Source organism: Nucisporomicrobium flavum (genome assembly GCF_016464385.1).
In the GTDB taxonomy this organism is placed as follows: domain Bacteria; phylum Actinomycetota; class Actinomycetes; order Mycobacteriales; family Micromonosporaceae; genus Actinoplanes; species Actinoplanes flavus_A.
Genome location: NZ_JADMLH010000005.1, coordinates 355,477 through 370,840, shown reverse-complemented (window position 1 = coordinate 370,840; position 15,364 = coordinate 355,477). Strand labels below are relative to the sequence as shown.

The following is a 15,364-nucleotide window of genomic DNA, read 5'->3' as shown; positions in this document are numbered from 1 at the left end:
CTGGGTGCCTGGGTCGCTGGGCGCCGGGTTGCTGGGCGCCGGAGGGCTGATCGTGGTGGGCCGATCGGCGGCCGGAGCGGCCGGTGGGCTGATCTTGCGCCGGGTTTGCTCCACTTCGCGCCGACGCGGGTGGCGCGGCCTTTCGCACGTGCCCTACGCTGCGCGGACTTCTCACTTGATCATCGAAGCGGTGACCATGCGTCTGCACAGTTTCCTGGGCCGGTCGGTCCTGCCCCTCGCCCTGATCGGGCTCGGTACGTTCGGTGCGGCCCTGCCCGCCCACGCCGGCCCGGACGACGAACGACCCGAGGTCGAGGTGTACGTCCCCGAGCGGGTCGTCACCGTCGACGGCAAGACCAAGACCGTCGAGTTCGTGGTGGTGAACGAGGGCGGGGCCAAGGCGGAGGACCTCGTCGCCGGCTTCGGCAGCGCCGACGACCCGGTACCGGCCTCCGTCGTCGTGACCCCGCCGAACGGGTGCACCGACCTCTCGGCCTGCCGGCTGGGCGACCTGGCCCCGGGCGACTTCAAGTCGTTCAAGTTCCAGGTGCAGCCCTCCGCCGACCTGGCGGACCTGGGCGTGAGCTTCCCGATCGTCGTACGCGACGCCGGCTCGACCTGGCAGTCCAGCGCCCAGGTCACCGTGGTCCGCGCCGAGGCCGGCATCGACCTGGAGATGGGCGCGGTCGACGACATGAAGCTGGCGCCCGGCAAGTCCGCCACGGTTCCCGTCGTGGTGCGCAACGCCGGCAACCGGCCCGTGGACCACGTCGCGATCATCCTCGCGGGCGCGCCGTTCATCAGCTTCCCCGCCACGTACAGCAACTGCGTGGCGGTCGAGGAGCTGGACGGTACGGCGTGCTTCTTCGACCAGCCGCTCGGGCCGGACGAGGTGCTGACCGTGTCGGCCGCCACGCCGCTCAAGGTGAAGGTCGCGGCCGACGCCCCCGGCCCGGCCGACTACTTCGGCGCGGTGTTCGCCACCAACGCGGACGAGGACCTGGACCTGGCCGACCTGGCCGCGAAGAACGCCGCCGCGGCCCCGAAGTCGCAGCTCGAACTCGTACCCGTGGGCAAGAAGCGGTCCGCCGCGGCGGCCGTCGAGGAGGGCGACCTCAACGACTGGGACAACGCGACCACGTTCCGCATCAAGGTGTCGCGGAACCAGGCGGACAGCGCCGCGGTGGGTGCCACGTTCGCGGGAGCCGTCGGCGAGTCCCGTACGGTCCGTGTCGGGGTGCGCAACAACGGCCCGGCGGCGACGAAGGGGCCGTTCCAGGGCTGGATCACCAGCGCCCTGGTGCGCATCCCGGCGGGGATCGACCTGACCCGGGTCGACGACGACTGCTTCGCGATGTCGGACGGCGCGCCGGTGGACGTGGAGCCCGGTGAGGTGCACGGCCGCGAGTACATCTGCTTCACGCTGGACAGCGTCAAGAAGGGCGAGGAGCAGCTCTTCTCCTTCACCGGCCGGATCACCGCCGGCTCGGCGGCGGGTTCGGTCACCGTCGACGGCGGCGACCAGGACCCGACCAAGTCGAACGACGTCGCGAAGATCGCCGTCGAGCTGACCGCGGGCGGTTCGGGTGGCGGGCTGCCCGTCACCGGCGCCCCGGCCGGGCTCCTCGCCGGCGGCGGTGCGCTGCTGCTGGCCGCCGGCGCGGTCGCCTTCGTGACCGCCCGGCGCCGCCGGATCGTCACGATCGCCGAGTAGAACCGTACGGCTGACGGCCCGGGAATCAACGGATTCCCGGGCCGATCAGGCTTTCATCGATGTGCGCCAGGCTGGGAACTCCCGCCTGCGCCATCGTCCGGGCGAGGTCGTCGCGATAGAACCTGAGGAGATCGCGTACGCCCTCAGCACCGCCGGTCGCCAGCGCCCACAACACCGGCCGGCCGATCAGCACCGCGCTCGCGCCCAGCGCCAGAGCGGTCAGCACGTCCGCCCCGTTGCGGATCCCGCCGTCGACCAGCACGGGCACCCGGCCACCGACCGCCTCGACGACCGGCCGCAGCGCGTATGCGGAAGCCACCGCCCGATCGAGCTGACGCCCGCCGTGGTTGGAGACGACTATCCCGGCCGCGCCCGCCTCGACGCAGGCGACGGCGTCCTCCGGCCGCAGCACCCCCTTGACCAGCACGGGCAGCCCCGAGATGCCGGCCAGCCACCTGATCGCATCGGCGCTCAGGGCCGGGTCCTGCCGCTGCCCCGGCGTACGGTTCTCCGGCGCGGCACTCCCGGCCTCGGGCACCGCGCTGCGGAAGACGTACGGCGCGTCCGCGGTCAGCACGATCGCCCGCGCGCCCCGGGCCGCCGCGTCCCGCACCTGCGCCTCGGTGATGGAAGGGTCGCGCAGCACGTACGCCTGGAACCACCACCGGTCCGACGAGATCGAGCGTCCGGCGCGGGCCGACTGGACCAGCAGCGACCCGGCCTCGGACACGCCCCGGGCGGTGGCCACCTCGCCCTCCGGATGCGCGAGCGTGTGCAACGCGGCGGGGCCGGCCAGGACGGGCGCGGCCAGGTGGGTGCCGAACAGCTCGGTGGCGGTGCTGACCGTCGAGACGTCCTGGAAGATGCGCGGCAGAAAGCGCCAGGAACGCCAGGCGGTGGCGGCCTCGTCGCGGCTGATCCCCTCGCCGGCGCCGGCCCGGTAGTACTCGAAGACGGCGGGGGAGAGGACGTCCCGCGCCTCGCGTTCGAGCGAATCCACAGTCCAGCCGGCCTGCTCGCTTTCCGCTGGGTTCACTGCCCGGTCAGCCGGCGAGGAGCTCGTCCAGGGCGGCGAGGTCCTCGGCGGTGAGCTGCCAGGCGCCCGCCGCCGCATTGGCCCGTACCTGCTCCGGCGTCGTCGCCCCGGCGATCACGCTGGTCACCGCCGGGCGTGCCGCGAGACCCGCGATCGCGACGTCGAGCAGCGAGCGGCCGCGCTCCTCCGCGTACGCGGTCAGCGCCTCGATCAGGTCCCAGTCGGCCTCGTCGAGCCACCCCTGGTAGCCGTCCTGAGCCAGCCGGGTGCCCGCGGGCGGCTGCTGTCCGCGCCGGTACTTGCCGGTCAGCAGGCCACTGTCCAGCGGGAAGAACGGCAGCAGCCCCAGCCCGAACCGCTCGCACGCGGGCACCACCTCGGCCTCGACGTCACGATGCAGAAGGCTGTACTGGTTCTGAGCGCTGACGAACGGTGTCTGCCCGCCGGCCCGCGCGGTCCAGTCGGCGTCGGCGATCTGCCATCCGGCGAAGTGCGAGTTGCCGAGATACCGCACCTTGCCGGCGCGTACCAGATCGTCCAGGGCGGCGAGGGTCTCCTCGATGGGCGTCCCCTCGTCGGGCTCATGCATCTGATAGAGATCGATGTAGTCGGTGCCGAGCCGGCGCAGCGACGCCTCGACGGCCCGCACGATGTATCGCCGCGAACCCCGCACGCCGTGATCGACGCCGTTCATGCCCTCCATGTCCATGCCGAACTTGGTCGCCAGCACAACCTCCTCCCGCCGGCCCTTCAGCGCGGCGCCGAGCCATTCCTCGGAGGTCCCGTGCGGGGTCCCGTAGATGTCGGCGGTGTCGAAGAGGGTGATCCCGGCGTCGAGAGCCGCGTCGACGACCGCCCGCGTCCCGTCGAAGTCGATCCTGCGGCCGAAGTTGTTGCAGCCGATCCCGACGACGGAGACGACCAGCCCGGACGAGCCGAGGCGGCGGTAGTTCATCTCGCTCATGCCGTCGACCCTATGCCGCTTCCGGCAGCGACGCGGGCCGCGCGGCGGCGCCTGTGGATAACGCCTCGGGCCTGTGGACAACGCATCGGCGGGTGGCGCGGACGCGGGTCGGCACGCTGTCGGAGATGGACACATGACGCAATGGTCGAACCGGCCTGCTGGGAACGGCCGGCAGGTCCGGCGGCGGCCCGGCGCAGCCGGAAACACCGCCGAAATACATCATCCGACGTCTATTGACACACAGTGTTAACCATTTCATGCTGTGAGAGCGCTCTCAGGCTGCTCCTCCGCAGCTCACGACGCGTGACCCGGCTATTTCCCATCCCCGACCCGGTACCGGCCGAACAGGCAGGTCACCGGGGTTGTCCCGTACCCATCGCGCCGCTTCGTCCCCCAAGGAGTCACCGTGCGAACCAGACGAAAGCTGTTGCACGCGCTAGCCGCCGTGGCGGCCGCGGTGCCGGTGGCGGTGTCCGCCGCCGCGGCGCCCGCCCAGGCTGCCGGCCCGGCGCTGCTCCCGGTCACCATCACCAACAACACCGGCCGCGGCGACGCGGTCTACGTGTACGTCATCGGCACGAACCTGAACACCGGCCGCCTCGGCTACGTCAACCAGGGCGGCACGTTCACGCCGTGGCCGGCCGGGAACATCCCGCCCTCGCCGGCGCCCGACGTGGCGATCGGCGGCCCGGGCAACGGCGGCACGACCACGGTCAACTTCCCGAAGGGCCTCTCCGGGCGGGTGTACTTCTCGCTGGGCGAGAAGCTCAAGTTCCTGCTCACCCCGGACGGGCTGGTCCAGCCGGCCCCGTGGGCGAGCGGCGACCCGAACTACAACATTCTGTTCGACTGGAGCGAGTTCACGTACAACAACGACGGTCTGTGGCTCAACAGCTCGCAGGTCGACATGTTCGCCGTGCCGCACGCGGTCACCGTCACCGGATCCAACGGGGTGACGACCCGGACCGGTGACCCGGTCAACAACGGACGTAACAACGTCATCAACGGGATCAAGGCTCAGGCGGGCTGGGACCGGACCGTCGTGACCCGCTCCGACGGTACGGTGCTGCGCGTGCTATCCCCGGGCAAGGCGGCGGGCGCGGGGCTGCTCAGCGCCAACTACTACGACTCGTACATCAACTCGGCGTGGAACGCGTACACGTCGAAGACGCTGACGATCGTGCCGTTCGGGGATCAGCCCAACACCAAGTACTTCGGGCGGACGTCCGGCAACGTCATGACCTTCACCAACTCGGCCGGTCAGCAGGTGGCGTCGTTCAACAAGCCGTCCTCCGCGTCGGTGTGGGGCTGCGACGGTGACCTCCCGGCGCCGAACGACCAGGTGGTGGGCCCGATCTCGCGGACCCTGTGCGCTGCGCTGAACCGGGGCACCCTCGGCACGATCGACACCCAGCCCAGCACGAACGCCGCGCAGTTCTACCAGAACAACCCGGCCAACCAGTACGGGAAGATCATCCACCAGAACATGGCGGACGGTAAGGCGTACGCGTTCGCCTTCGACGACGTCGCCAACTTCGAGTCGCTGGTGCACAGCGGTGACCCGCGCTCTGCCGGCCTGATCCTCACCCCGTTCGGCGCGGGCGGCACCACCCCGCCGCCGACCACGGGTGCGGTGTCGCTGATCAGTGACTGGAACGGCAAGTGCATCGACGTCCCGAGCGGCAGTTTCGTGGACCGGGCGCCTCTGCAGGCGTGGACCTGCAACAACTCCAACGCCCAGAAGTGGACGTTCGCCAACGGCGCGGTCCAGGCCGGCGGCAAGTGCATGGACGTGGCCGACGGCTCGACCGCCAGCGGCGCCGTGGTCCAGCTCTACACCTGCAACAACACGGGCGCTCAGCAGTTCGTGTTGTCGGGCGCGGGGGACCTGGTCAACGTTCAGGCCAACAAGTGCGTCGACATCAAGGACTGGAACGGCAACGACGGCGCGCGGCTCCAGCTGTGGGACTGCGCGGGCACGGCGAACCAGAAGTGGCACAAGGGCTGACCAGGCCCTGACCGAGGGGTCCGCGCGAAAGCGCGGGCCCCTCAGTCTGTTGTGGAGGTACCTCCGAGGTCTCGGTAGGCGGGGCGCAGGATGTCCGTCAACGGGATGGCGCGCACCCGCACCCGCGGCGGATCCAGCACCCGCAGCAGCAGCTCGGGAGGCGCCGTGACCCGGGCGGGCCGTTCCCGCAACCGACTCAGCGAGATGGCCGGCGTGTAGAAGTCGCCCAGCCGGTCCTCCAGCGCCACCTCGTCGACCGCGAGCGGGTCGACGGCCTCCGTCGGTTCGGGGAGCCCGCGTAATGCGGAGAGGATTTCCTCCCGCTGGCGGCCGCGCCAAGCCAGCACGAGGAACGGATCGTCGTCGAACGCCTCGGCGAGGACGTACAGGACAGCGGAAAGGTGCTTGCACGGCACGCCCCAGTCCGGGCATGTGCACGACATGTCCAATGCGGACGGGAACAGCGGCAGCTCGAGCTCGTCGAAGACGTCGACGATCTCGTGCGGCATCTCACCCGCGAGCAGGGCGGCGCGATACAACGCCTGTGACCCGAGTGCGGCGAGTGCTCGTGTCCACTGTGCCTCATCGTACGCCGGGATGCGGATCGTCACCCCGTACGGCGTCGGACGCGAGCCCTGAACCCGGCCCGTCACGGTCCCCGGGGTCAGCTCGAAGTCGATGACCTGCCCCTTGCGCGCGTACGCCCGCCCCCGCGCAAGCCGTCCGGGAGCGCACGTGCGCTCGAGGATGTCGACGAACCGCCGCGACCACCACTGCTCGCCGATCTTCCCCCGCTGGGCGCGCACGGCGATGCCACCGTCCACGCGGATCGGGCCGGTCGTCTCGAACCAGCGTCCCTCCGGGTCGACCGGCATGTCAGCTCACCGCCACCGGGTCGAGGGCGAACAGCTCGCGCAGCTCGGTGGTGCTGAGGTCGGTGATCCAGTCCTCGCCCGTGCCGACCACTGTGGACGCCAGCGCCTTCTTCCGCTCGATCATCGCGTCGATCTTCTCCTCGAGCGTCCCGGTGCAGATGAACTTGCGAACCTGCACGTTGCGCGACTGTCCGATGCGGAACGCCCGGTCCGTCGCCTGGTCCTCCACTGCGGGGTTCCACCACCGGTCCACGTGGATGACGTGGTTGGCCGCGGTCAGGTTGAGGCCGGTGCCCGCCGCCTTCAACGAAAGCAGGAAGATCATCGGCTCGGGGTCCCGCTGGAACCGTTCGACGAGCTCGTCGCGCTTCGCCTTCGACAGTCCACCGTGGAGCCACAGCACCGGGCGGTCGAGGTGTGCGGCCAGGTACGGCTGCAGCATCGCCCCGAACTCCGCGTACTGCGTGAAGACGAGCGCCTTGTCGCCGTCGGTCACGATCTCCTCGGTCAGCTCCTCCAGCCGGGCCAGCTTGCCTGAGCGGCCGGGCAGCCGGGACCCGTCCTTGAGCAGGTGGGCCGGATGGTTGCAGACCTGCTTGAGTTTCGTCATGGCCGAGATGACGTTGCCGCGCCGCTGGATGCCCTCGGTGTTCTCGATGACGGCCATCATGTCCTCCACCACCGCCTGGTAGAGGGTGGCCTGCTCGGCCGTGAGCGGGCACCACACCTTCATCTCGTTCTTCTCCGGGAGGTCGGAGATGATCGACTTGTCGGTCTTGAGGCGCCGCAGCACGAACGGCCCGGTGGCCCGCTTGAGGGCCGCGGTCGCGTCGGCATCGCCGCGGACCTCGATGGGCTCCTGGAACCGTTTACGGAAACGTTTCGCCGGCCCCAGCAGGCCCGGGTTGGCGAACTCCATGATGGACCACAGCTCGGCGAGGTGGTTCTCCACGGGCGTGCCGGTCAGGGCCAGCCGGGTGCGGGCCGGGATGGCGCGAACGGCCTGCGCCTGCCGCGTGCCACTGTTCTTGATCGCCTGAGCCTCGTCGCAGACAACCCGTCCCCATTGGACATCCCGCAGCAGGTGCAGATCGCGCAGCGCGGTGCCGTAGGTGGTGATGACGACGTCGGCCTCGGCGACGGCCGCCTTGAACTCGTCGTCGCGCTTCCGTGCGTTGCCGTGGTGCACCACCACGCGCAGGCTCGGGGCGAAGCGGGCGGCCTCCTTCTGCCAGTTGCTGACCAGAGACATAGGACAGATGAGCAGCGTCGCGGACAGCTCGGCGCGAGTTGCCGCGTTCTCCCGTTCGGTGAGCAGGAGCGACAGGGTTTGTGCGGTCTTCCCGAGCCCCATGTCGTCGGCCAGGATGCCGCCGAGCCCGAGCCGCCCGAGGAAGGAGAGCCACGACAGACCCCGCTCCTGGTACGGCCGCAGCACCCCCTGGAACCCCGGCGGCGTGGACACGGGCGTCAGCCGCGCCGCCGCCTCCCCGGAGAGCAGGTCGCCGAGCCGGCCGTCCGCGTCCACCTCGACGAGCGGCAGGTCCTCCTCGCCGCCGTCGACCACCTGCTGGAGCACTTCGCCGGCGGTGAGCTCGCCCTCGCGCCGCCGGTCCACCGCCCGGAGCGCCGCCTTGAGTTGCCGGTCGTCCAGCTCGACCCATTGGCCGCGCACCCGGACCAGCGGCACCTTGAGCCGGGCCAGCTCGGCCAGCTCCTCGGCGCTGACCGTGCCGTCCCCGATGATCAGGTCGATGCGGAAGTCGACCAGCTCCTCGAGGCCGAACCCGGAGTCGGCCGCGGCCTTGCCCGACGGCGTCGTGCTCCTGGTGCGGGTCGTCAGCTTGAGCCCGACCGCCTTACGTCCGGCCCATGACGGGAGCTGAACGCCGAAACCCGCCGCCTGGAGCAGGGGCGCGGCCTGCCGCAGGAACTCGTGCGCCTCGGCGGTGCTGAGCGTCATCTCGTGCGGCCGGGCGTCGAGCAGGGCCTCGTGCAGCGCGGGGAAGAGCCGCACGGCGCGGCCGAGCCCGGCCAGCAGGGTCTCGTCGGCCCGGCCGGCGAGGCCCGGCAACCGCCCGCCGGACCACAGCTCCTCGGCCGGGAGATACAGGCTGGGGTCGTCGGCCGACTGCAGCGCGAACACGAGGGACCACGTGTCCTCGCCCGGGGGCGGCTCGACCAGCCGGAAACTGACCCGGACGGGCCCGTTGGCCTCGTGCGCGGCCCGTAGCCACGCCTCGAGCGGCTCGGTGAGCGCGGCCACGTCGGCCGCGTCGGCGCCGGGCAGGGTGCGGTCCTCGGCGGTCAGGGCGGACACCCACCGGTCCGCCAGGGCGGCCCGGGGGCCGGGACGGGCCCCGAGGAGGAGGCGCTCCGGCAGAACCGCCCGTGCTCCCGCGTCGACCAGCGCGTTCAGGACATCGCGCACCGTGCGGGCGGCACCCTGGTCCGAGCCGCCGCCGGCCCGGCAGACCGGCGGCATCGCCTCGGCGAACTCCCGGAACGCCGCCGCGTCGGCCCCGGTGAGCACCGGACGCCACCGTGCGGCGGGCACTCCGGCCTCCGTGACCAGCTGCGGCAGCATCCGGCCCCGGCGAGCCATGTCGCAGGCGTGCCCGGCCAGCAGCGAGAGGTATCGCAACGAGGCCGCGGCGGTCCACGGGCTCTCCGGGTCCGGGTCGGCCAGCGCGCCGAGGACGTTCAGCGCCTGATCGCCCGGGATCACGAGCACGGGGATCTCCCAGCTCGTCAGGCGCAGGCCCCGGGATGGCGCCTCGCTGCCCGTCTCCGGCGACGGCAGCGGGCCCTTCGCCGTGCCGGGCAGGCGCAGGTTCAGGGTGCTCTCGTCCGCCTTGACCAGAGCGTCGCGGACGTCGTCGGAGGAACCGGAGAGGGCCGTCGAGAGCGCGGCGGCCGGCACGGCGAACGGGTGCGGCCGGGACCGTGCCCGGGAGGTGGTGGTCAGCGGGAGGCCGGGATCCTCGGCCCAGAGCGCGAGCCGTCCCGGCGCCGACTCACCGGCTGTCCAGACGCCATGTACGACGAGCACTGCGACTCCGATTCCGATCGACCCACCGAGATTAACGACCGACGCGGCGAAGACTCACGTCGCGACCCACTCCACCAGTTCGTACGGCACGCCGTTGGGGTCGGTCACCATGAAGAGCCGCTCGCCCCACGGCTCCTCGCGCAGGGGCAGCGTGATGGCGACTCCCTCCGCACGCAGACGCTCGTGCTCCGCGTCGAGGTCGTCGACCACGAAGGCGATGATCGTGCCGGACGCGTGCCGCTCTCGCAGCTCCGGGGGCAGGACCTCGATGCCGCGGCGCAGGAAGATCACGTCCATCGCCCCGTCGTCGCGGCCGAGCGAGGCGAAGCCGTCGGCGGACATCCGCTCGGAGAAGCCGAAGTGGGTGGCGAGAAACTTGCTCGAGGCGGGGACGTCGTCGACGGTGAGCGAGACGGCGGAGGATGAGACTCGCACGGTGCCTCCCGGCGGCCGGGCTTGTTAATGGACGCTGTACAAAATACACCGTACAAGAAAGGGGTGCCACCCGGTGGCCGAGGCGCGACGCACCATCGACCTGTTGTGGCTCGAGGAGCCGCAGAGCCGGCGGGGGCGCAAGAAGGGGCTGACGCTCACCCGGGTCGTGGACGCGGCGATCGCCCTGGCCGACGCCGAAGGGCTCGACGCGGTGAGCATGCGGCGGGTGGCCCAGGAGCTGGGCGTGGTGCCGATGACGCTCTACACGTACGTACCGGACAAGGCGGCCCTTCTTGATCTGATGCTGGACGCCCTGTACCTGCGGATGCCCCGCGAGGGCGAGGGCGGCCACGACTGGCGGGACCGGGTTCGCACGGTCGCGGAGCAAAATCGCGCCCTGTACGAGGCCCATCCGTGGGCCGCCGAACTGCCCGTGAACCGCCCGCCGCTCGGCCCCGGCCTGATGGCGAAGTACGACCACGAGCTGCGCGCCTTCGAAGGAACCGGCCTCGACGACGTGGAGATGGACGCGGCGCTGACCTACGTGCTGGGGTTCGTGCAGCACGCGGCCCGTGCCTCCGCCGCGGCCCGGGCCTCGGTGGCGCGCTCCGGCCAGACCGACCAGCAGTGGTGGGAGGAGAGCGGCCCGTTGCTGGAGAAGGTGTTCGACCGGCACCGCTTCCCCCTGGCCGTCCGGGTGGGCGAGGCCGCGGGCGCCGAGCTGGGTGCGGCGTTCAACGCCGAGCACGCGTACGCCTTCGGCCTGGAGCGGGTGCTCGACGGCCTGGGGGCGCTGATCGCACGCCAGTGACCCGCGCCGCTGACTCCGGCCCGCGCGGGGACGTAGTCTTCGGAACGTGACGGTGAACGCGGAGATCGACAGCATTCTGCAGCGCGGTGCCGACGGCGGGCGGATCACGCCCGAGGAGGCCCTGCTGCTCTACACCGACGCGCCCTTCCACGCGCTGGGCGAGGCGGCCGATGCCGTCCGGCGGCGGCGGTATCCCGACGGCATCGTCACCTACCTGATCGACCGCAACATCAACTACACCAACGTGTGCGTCACCGCGTGCAAGTTCTGCGCCTTCTACCGGGCGCCGAAGCACAAGGAGGGCTGGACGCACCCGATGGAGGAGATCCTGCACCGCTGCGGCGAGGCGGTCGACCTCGGCGCCACGCAGGTCATGCTCCAGGGCGGCCACCACCCCGACTACGGCGTCGAGTACTACGAAAACCTCTTCTCTTCGGTCAAGGCGGCGTACCCGCAGCTCGTCATCCACTCGATCGGTCCCAGCGAGATCCTGCACATGGCCAAGGTCTCGGGCGTCTCCATCGAGGAGGCGATCGTCCGGATCAAGGCGGCCGGGCTCGACTCGATCGCCGGCGCCGGCGCGGAGATGCTGCCGGACCGCCCGCGTAAGGCCATCGCCCCGCTCAAGGAGAGCGGCGCGCGGTGGCTGGAGGTCATGGCGGTCGCGCACCGCAACGGCCTGAGCTCCACGGCCACGATGATGATGGGCACGGGCGAGACCAACGCCGAGCGCATCGAGCACATCCGGATGATCCGCGAGGTGCAGGACCTGGCCGTCGCCAACGGGTACGTGGACTCCGCGGTCGAGCAGGCCGGCGGCGTCGGCGGCTTCCGCGCCTTCATCCCGTGGACGTACCAGCCGGAGAACAACCACCTCAAGGGCCGCACCCAGGCGACCACGATGGAGTACCTGCGCTTCGTCGCCGTGTCCCGGCTGTTCTTCGACAACGTCGCCCACCTGCAGGCCTCCTGGCTGACCACGGGCAAGGACGTCGGACAGCTCTCGCTGCACCTGGGCGTCGACGACCTGGGCTCGATCATGCTCGAGGAGAACGTGATCTCCTCGGCCGGCGCCCGGCACCGCTCCAACCTGCACGAGCTGATCGGCATGATCCGGACCGCGGACCGCGTCCCGGCCCAGCGCGACACGCTCTACCGGCACCTGGCCGTGCACCGGACGCCGGCGGACGACCCGACGGACGAGCGGGTGGTCTCGCACTACTCGTCGATCGCCATGCCGGAGGGCGGCCGCAAGAACCTGCCGCTGGTGGACGTCTCCTGACGCCACAGGTGTGACCCCCGATGAGGGGTGGCGGTGGGCCGTACGACCGTCCGGGTCGGCCGATCGGACAGGTGCGGATCGGTGGGTCGGAGAGGGCCGGATTGCTCCTCGGTAACGAGCCCCGTAAGCCTCTGGTACGCCGTGTCGGCGCTGGTTACGGTGCCTGCGTAACACCCGGTAGTACCGCAACACCACAAGCGTCGCCGAGGCATCGACCGCCGGCGGTGGGTTCGGACCCGACCGATGGCGGTCGTATATATAACGCACAAGGGCAGGGCGGGATGGGTCACCATCCCGCCCTTTCTGTATGTCCGTGGAGCAGAATGCGAGCGTGACGCGCGCAGACCTGGACAAGCAGCCGCAGGAAGTCGCCGAGATGTTCGACGGCGTCGCCGAGCGGTACGACCTCACCAACACCGTGCTCTCCTTCGGGCAGGACCGGGGCTGGCGGCGGGCGACCCGGGCGGCGCTGGCGTTGCGGCCCGGGGACCGGGTGCTCGACGTCGGCGCGGGCACGGGCGTGTCGACGGAGGAGCTGGGCCGCTCGGGGGCGTACGCGGTGGGCGCCGACCTGTCCACCGGCATGCTGCGCGTGGGGCGGCGGTCCGGGCGCACGGTCCCGCTGGTGGCCGGTGACGCGCTGCGGCTGCCGTTTGCCGACGAGGCGTTCGACGCGGTGACGATCTCCTTCGCGCTGCGCAACGTCGTGGACACCGGGGCCGCGCTGCGCGAGCTGGCGAGGGTGACCCGGCCCGGCGGGCGCCTGGTGGTGTGCGAGTTCAGCAGCCCCACCAACCCCGCGTTCCGCACTGTCTACATGTCGTACCTGATGCGGAGCCTGCCGGTGGTCGCGCGCGGCGTCTCGAGCAACCCGGACGCGTACGTGTATCTGGCCGAGTCGATCCGTGCCTGGCCGGACCAGGAGGGGCTGGCCGATCGCATCGCGGCGGCCGGGCCGTGGGACCGGGTCGCGTGGCGCAACCTGACGGGTGGCGTCGTCGCGCTGCACCGGGCCACAAAGAGGTAAAGATAGCCGTTCGCCCGTTTCGTCACCGCAATCGGTGTTAGCTGCGGGTATGACGACTATCGACCTCTTCGTCGACGACTCGGACATCGATGTCGCGATCGACGACCGGGACGAGGGTGAGCGCCGCGCTCTGGAGCTGGCGCACCTGATCCGGTTGGTGGCGGCGTCCGACCCGGGACACGCCCAGCGGCTGGTGGATGAGCTGATCGTCCAACTGGACCGGGCGCTGGACGGTACGTTTCGGGAATACCTGGACGGAGTCACGCGACAGATCGCAGACCGGGCGTTGACCACGAGCGGGACGGGCATTTCGCCCTCGACCAACGGTTAGGGTTGCCTAACCCTGATCCGCCTCGATGCCGGTCTTAGACTCCGACTGGGCTGGCTTGTGAACTGTTTCACGAGCCTGCGCGAGACCGGAGGTGAGCCGTGAACGGGACCGTCGCCGACGAGGCTGACGTGATCGTGGTCGGTGCCGGGCCGGGCGGATCCGCCGCGGCCTACCACATGGCCAGGCACGGGCTGAGAGTACTGCTGCTGGAGAAGACGGAGTTCCCGCGGGAGAAGGTCTGCGGGGACGGCCTCACGCCACGAGCGGTACGCCAGCTCGTGCGCATGGGCGTCGACACCTCGGAGAAGGCCGGCTGGCTGCACAACCGCGGCCTGCGCGTGATCGGGGGCGGCATCCGGCTCGAGCTGGACTGGCCCGACCTCGCGAGCTTCCCCAACTACGGGCTCGTCCGCACCCGCATGGACTTCGACGACATGCTCGCCAAGCGGGCCGTCGAGGCCGGGGCGCTGCTGCGCACCGGCGTGACCGTCTCCGGCCCGGTGCTGGACGCGGACAACCGCGCCGTCGGGGTCGAGGCGAAGGTGGGCCCGGACAAGGAGCCCGTTCAGTATCTGGCCCCGCTGGTGATCGCGGCGGACGGCGTGTCCGGCAAGCTGCCGCTCGCGATGGGCCTGGCCAAGCGCGACGACCGCCCGATCGGCGTGGCCGTCCGGCGCTACTACAACTCCCCGGCGCGCGCCGACGACGACTACCTGGAGTCGTGGCTGGAGCTGCGCAGCGCGCAGGACCCCAACCGCCTGCTGCCCGGGTACGGCTGGATCTTCGGGCTCGGCGACGGCCGGGTCAACGTCGGCCTCGGCATCCTGAACTCCTCGGACGCCTTCGGCAAGACCAACTACCGCGCGATGCTGACGGACTGGCTCGGCTCCACGCCCGAGGACTGGGGCCTGCGCGACGAGGCCAACGCCGACGGGCCCATCCTCGGCGCCGCCCTGCCGATGGGCTTCAACCGCGTCCCGCACTACACGCGCGGCATGATGCTCGTCGGCGACTCGGGCGGCATGGTCAACCCCATGAACGGCGAGGGCATCGCGTACGCCATGGAGTCCGGCGAGCTCGCCGCGGAGGTGGCCGTCCAAGCCCTCGCGCGCGCCGCCGGTCCGGACCGCGAGCGGGCCCTGCAGGCGTACCCGGCGGCGTTGAAGGATCGTTTCGGCGGGTATTACCGGCTGGGCGGGATCTTCGTGAAGCTCATCGGCAACCCCCAGGTCATGCGCATCGCCACCAAGCACGGCATGCCACACCCGACGCTGATGCGCTTCGTGCTCAAACTGCTGGCGAATCTGACGGATCCACGGGACGGGGACGCGATGGACCGCATCATCAACGGTCTGACGAAGGTTGCACCTGCGGTATGAGTGCCCCGTGGACCCCGGTACGGGCTGGTCATAAGAGCATTAATAGTGTGAAGCGGCTAACAGTCGAGCAGGAGACGGTATGACGCTCAATCCCTACGTACCGATCGTCGGGCTGCTGGTCCTCGGCGCGCTATTCGCCCTGTTCTCGGTGGCGATCGCCCCGATCGTCGGTCCGAAGCGATACAACCGGGCCAAGCTCGATGCGTACGAGTGCGGCATCGAACCGGCGCCGCAGCCGATCGGCGGCGGCCGCTTCCCGGTCAAGTTCTACCTGACCGCGATGCTGTTCATCATCTTCGACATCGAGACCATCTTCCTCTACCCGTGGGCCGTGTCCTTCGAGTCGCTCGGCTTGTTCGGGTTCGTCGAGATGGTCCTCTTCATCGTCACCGTCTTCATCGCCTACACGTACGTGTGGCGACGCGGCGGCCTCAACTGGGACTGATAACC

General features: G+C 70.7%; 13 protein-coding genes. 8 read left to right on the top strand and 5 right to left on the bottom strand.

Going from position 1 to position 15,364, the window contains the following annotated elements; genetic code table 11:
• Nucleotides 1-190: 190 nt before the first annotated feature.
• The gene (locus tag IT780_RS15670) at nucleotides 191-1,714 is read left to right on the top strand and encodes a COG1361 family protein (RefSeq protein WP_199512265.1); all 1,524 of its coding nucleotides are present in this window, start codon (nucleotides 191-193) and stop codon (nucleotides 1,712-1,714) included.
• 25 nt (nucleotides 1,715-1,739) lie between these two features.
• Here the strand turns inward: IT780_RS15670 and IT780_RS15665 are convergent, their stop codons facing one another.
• Nucleotides 1,740-2,750: an alpha-hydroxy acid oxidase gene (locus IT780_RS15665; RefSeq protein WP_199512264.1), complete on the bottom strand. Its 1,011-nt coding sequence runs from the start codon at nucleotides 2,748-2,750 to the stop codon at nucleotides 1,740-1,742.
• A 7-nt stretch (nucleotides 2,751-2,757) separates the two neighbouring features.
• Nucleotides 2,758-3,705 (bottom strand): aldo/keto reductase, encoded by a 948-nt coding sequence (locus IT780_RS15660; protein ID WP_199512375.1) that lies wholly within the window; start codon nucleotides 3,703-3,705, stop codon nucleotides 2,758-2,760.
• A 415-nt stretch (nucleotides 3,706-4,120) separates the two neighbouring features.
• On the opposite strand from IT780_RS15660, the gene IT780_RS15655 reads away from it, so the two are divergent.
• A complete protein-coding gene (locus tag IT780_RS15655) occupies nucleotides 4,121-5,722 on the top strand; it encodes a beta-1,3-glucanase family protein (RefSeq protein WP_199512263.1) in 1,602 nt (533 codons plus the stop codon).
• A gap of 41 nt (nucleotides 5,723-5,763) precedes the next feature.
• Here the strand turns inward: IT780_RS15655 and IT780_RS15650 are convergent, their stop codons facing one another.
• The 3 genes from IT780_RS15650 to IT780_RS15640 are packed head-to-tail and all read right to left on the bottom strand — an operon-like array spanning nucleotide 5,764 to nucleotide 10,084.
• On the bottom strand, nucleotides 5,764-6,597 hold the full coding sequence (locus IT780_RS15650) for an SWIM zinc finger family protein (RefSeq protein WP_199512262.1): 834 nt from the start codon (nucleotides 6,595-6,597) through the stop codon (nucleotides 5,764-5,766).
• Nucleotide 6,598: 1 nt separating this feature from the next.
• Entirely contained in the window at nucleotides 6,599-9,649 is a 3,051-nt protein-coding gene (locus IT780_RS15645; protein WP_199512261.1) for a DEAD/DEAH box helicase, read from the bottom strand.
• Nucleotides 9,650-9,703: 54 nt separating this feature from the next.
• On the bottom strand, nucleotides 9,704-10,084 hold the full coding sequence (locus IT780_RS15640) for a VOC family protein (RefSeq protein ID WP_199512260.1): 381 nt from the start codon (nucleotides 10,082-10,084) through the stop codon (nucleotides 9,704-9,706).
• A gap of 73 nt (nucleotides 10,085-10,157) precedes the next feature.
• On the opposite strand from IT780_RS15640, the gene IT780_RS15635 reads away from it, so the two are divergent.
• From IT780_RS15635 to IT780_RS15610, 6 genes are all read left to right on the top strand, one after another.
• On the top strand, nucleotides 10,158-10,895 hold the full coding sequence (locus IT780_RS15635; protein ID WP_199512259.1) for a TetR/AcrR family transcriptional regulator: 738 nt from the start codon (nucleotides 10,158-10,160) through the stop codon (nucleotides 10,893-10,895).
• A 46-nt stretch (nucleotides 10,896-10,941) separates the two neighbouring features.
• A complete protein-coding gene (gene mqnC, locus IT780_RS15630; protein WP_199512258.1) occupies nucleotides 10,942-12,177 on the top strand; it encodes a cyclic dehypoxanthinyl futalosine synthase in 1,236 nt (411 codons plus the stop codon).
• Nucleotides 12,178-12,508: 331 nt separating this feature from the next.
• Nucleotides 12,509-13,204: a demethylmenaquinone methyltransferase gene (locus tag IT780_RS15625; protein ID WP_307831206.1), complete on the top strand. Its 696-nt coding sequence runs from the start codon at nucleotides 12,509-12,511 to the stop codon at nucleotides 13,202-13,204.
• 49 nt (nucleotides 13,205-13,253) lie between these two features.
• Nucleotides 13,254-13,535 carry a hypothetical protein gene (locus tag IT780_RS15620; protein ID WP_199512256.1) on the top strand — a complete coding sequence of 94 codons (282 nt, stop codon included), beginning with the start codon at nucleotides 13,254-13,256 and terminating at the stop codon, nucleotides 13,533-13,535.
• Nucleotides 13,536-13,633: 98 nt separating this feature from the next.
• Nucleotides 13,634-14,914, top strand: coding sequence for a geranylgeranyl reductase family protein (locus IT780_RS15615; RefSeq protein WP_199512255.1), 1,281 nt, complete (start codon nucleotides 13,634-13,636; stop codon nucleotides 14,912-14,914).
• A 79-nt stretch (nucleotides 14,915-14,993) separates the two neighbouring features.
• Nucleotides 14,994-15,359, top strand: coding sequence for an NADH-quinone oxidoreductase subunit A (locus IT780_RS15610; RefSeq protein ID WP_199512254.1), 366 nt, complete (start codon nucleotides 14,994-14,996; stop codon nucleotides 15,357-15,359).
• The last annotated feature ends 5 nt before the right edge of the window (nucleotides 15,360-15,364 follow it).

What these genes read in the sequence shown, in the direction of transcription:
- IT780_RS15660 (WP_199512375.1), bottom strand. Translation starts at nt 3,705, where the DNA reads ATGAACTACCGCCGCCTCGGCTCGTCCGGGCTGGTCGTCTCCGTCGTC.
- IT780_RS15650 (WP_199512262.1), bottom strand. Translation starts at nt 6,597, where the DNA reads ATGCCGGTCGACCCGGAGGGACGCTGGTTCGAGACGACCGGCCCGATC.
- IT780_RS15620 (WP_199512256.1), top strand. Translation starts at nt 13,254, where the DNA reads ATGACGACTATCGACCTCTTCGTCGACGACTCGGACATCGATGTCGCG.
- IT780_RS15610 (WP_199512254.1), top strand. Translation starts at nt 14,994, where the DNA reads ATGACGCTCAATCCCTACGTACCGATCGTCGGGCTGCTGGTCCTCGGC.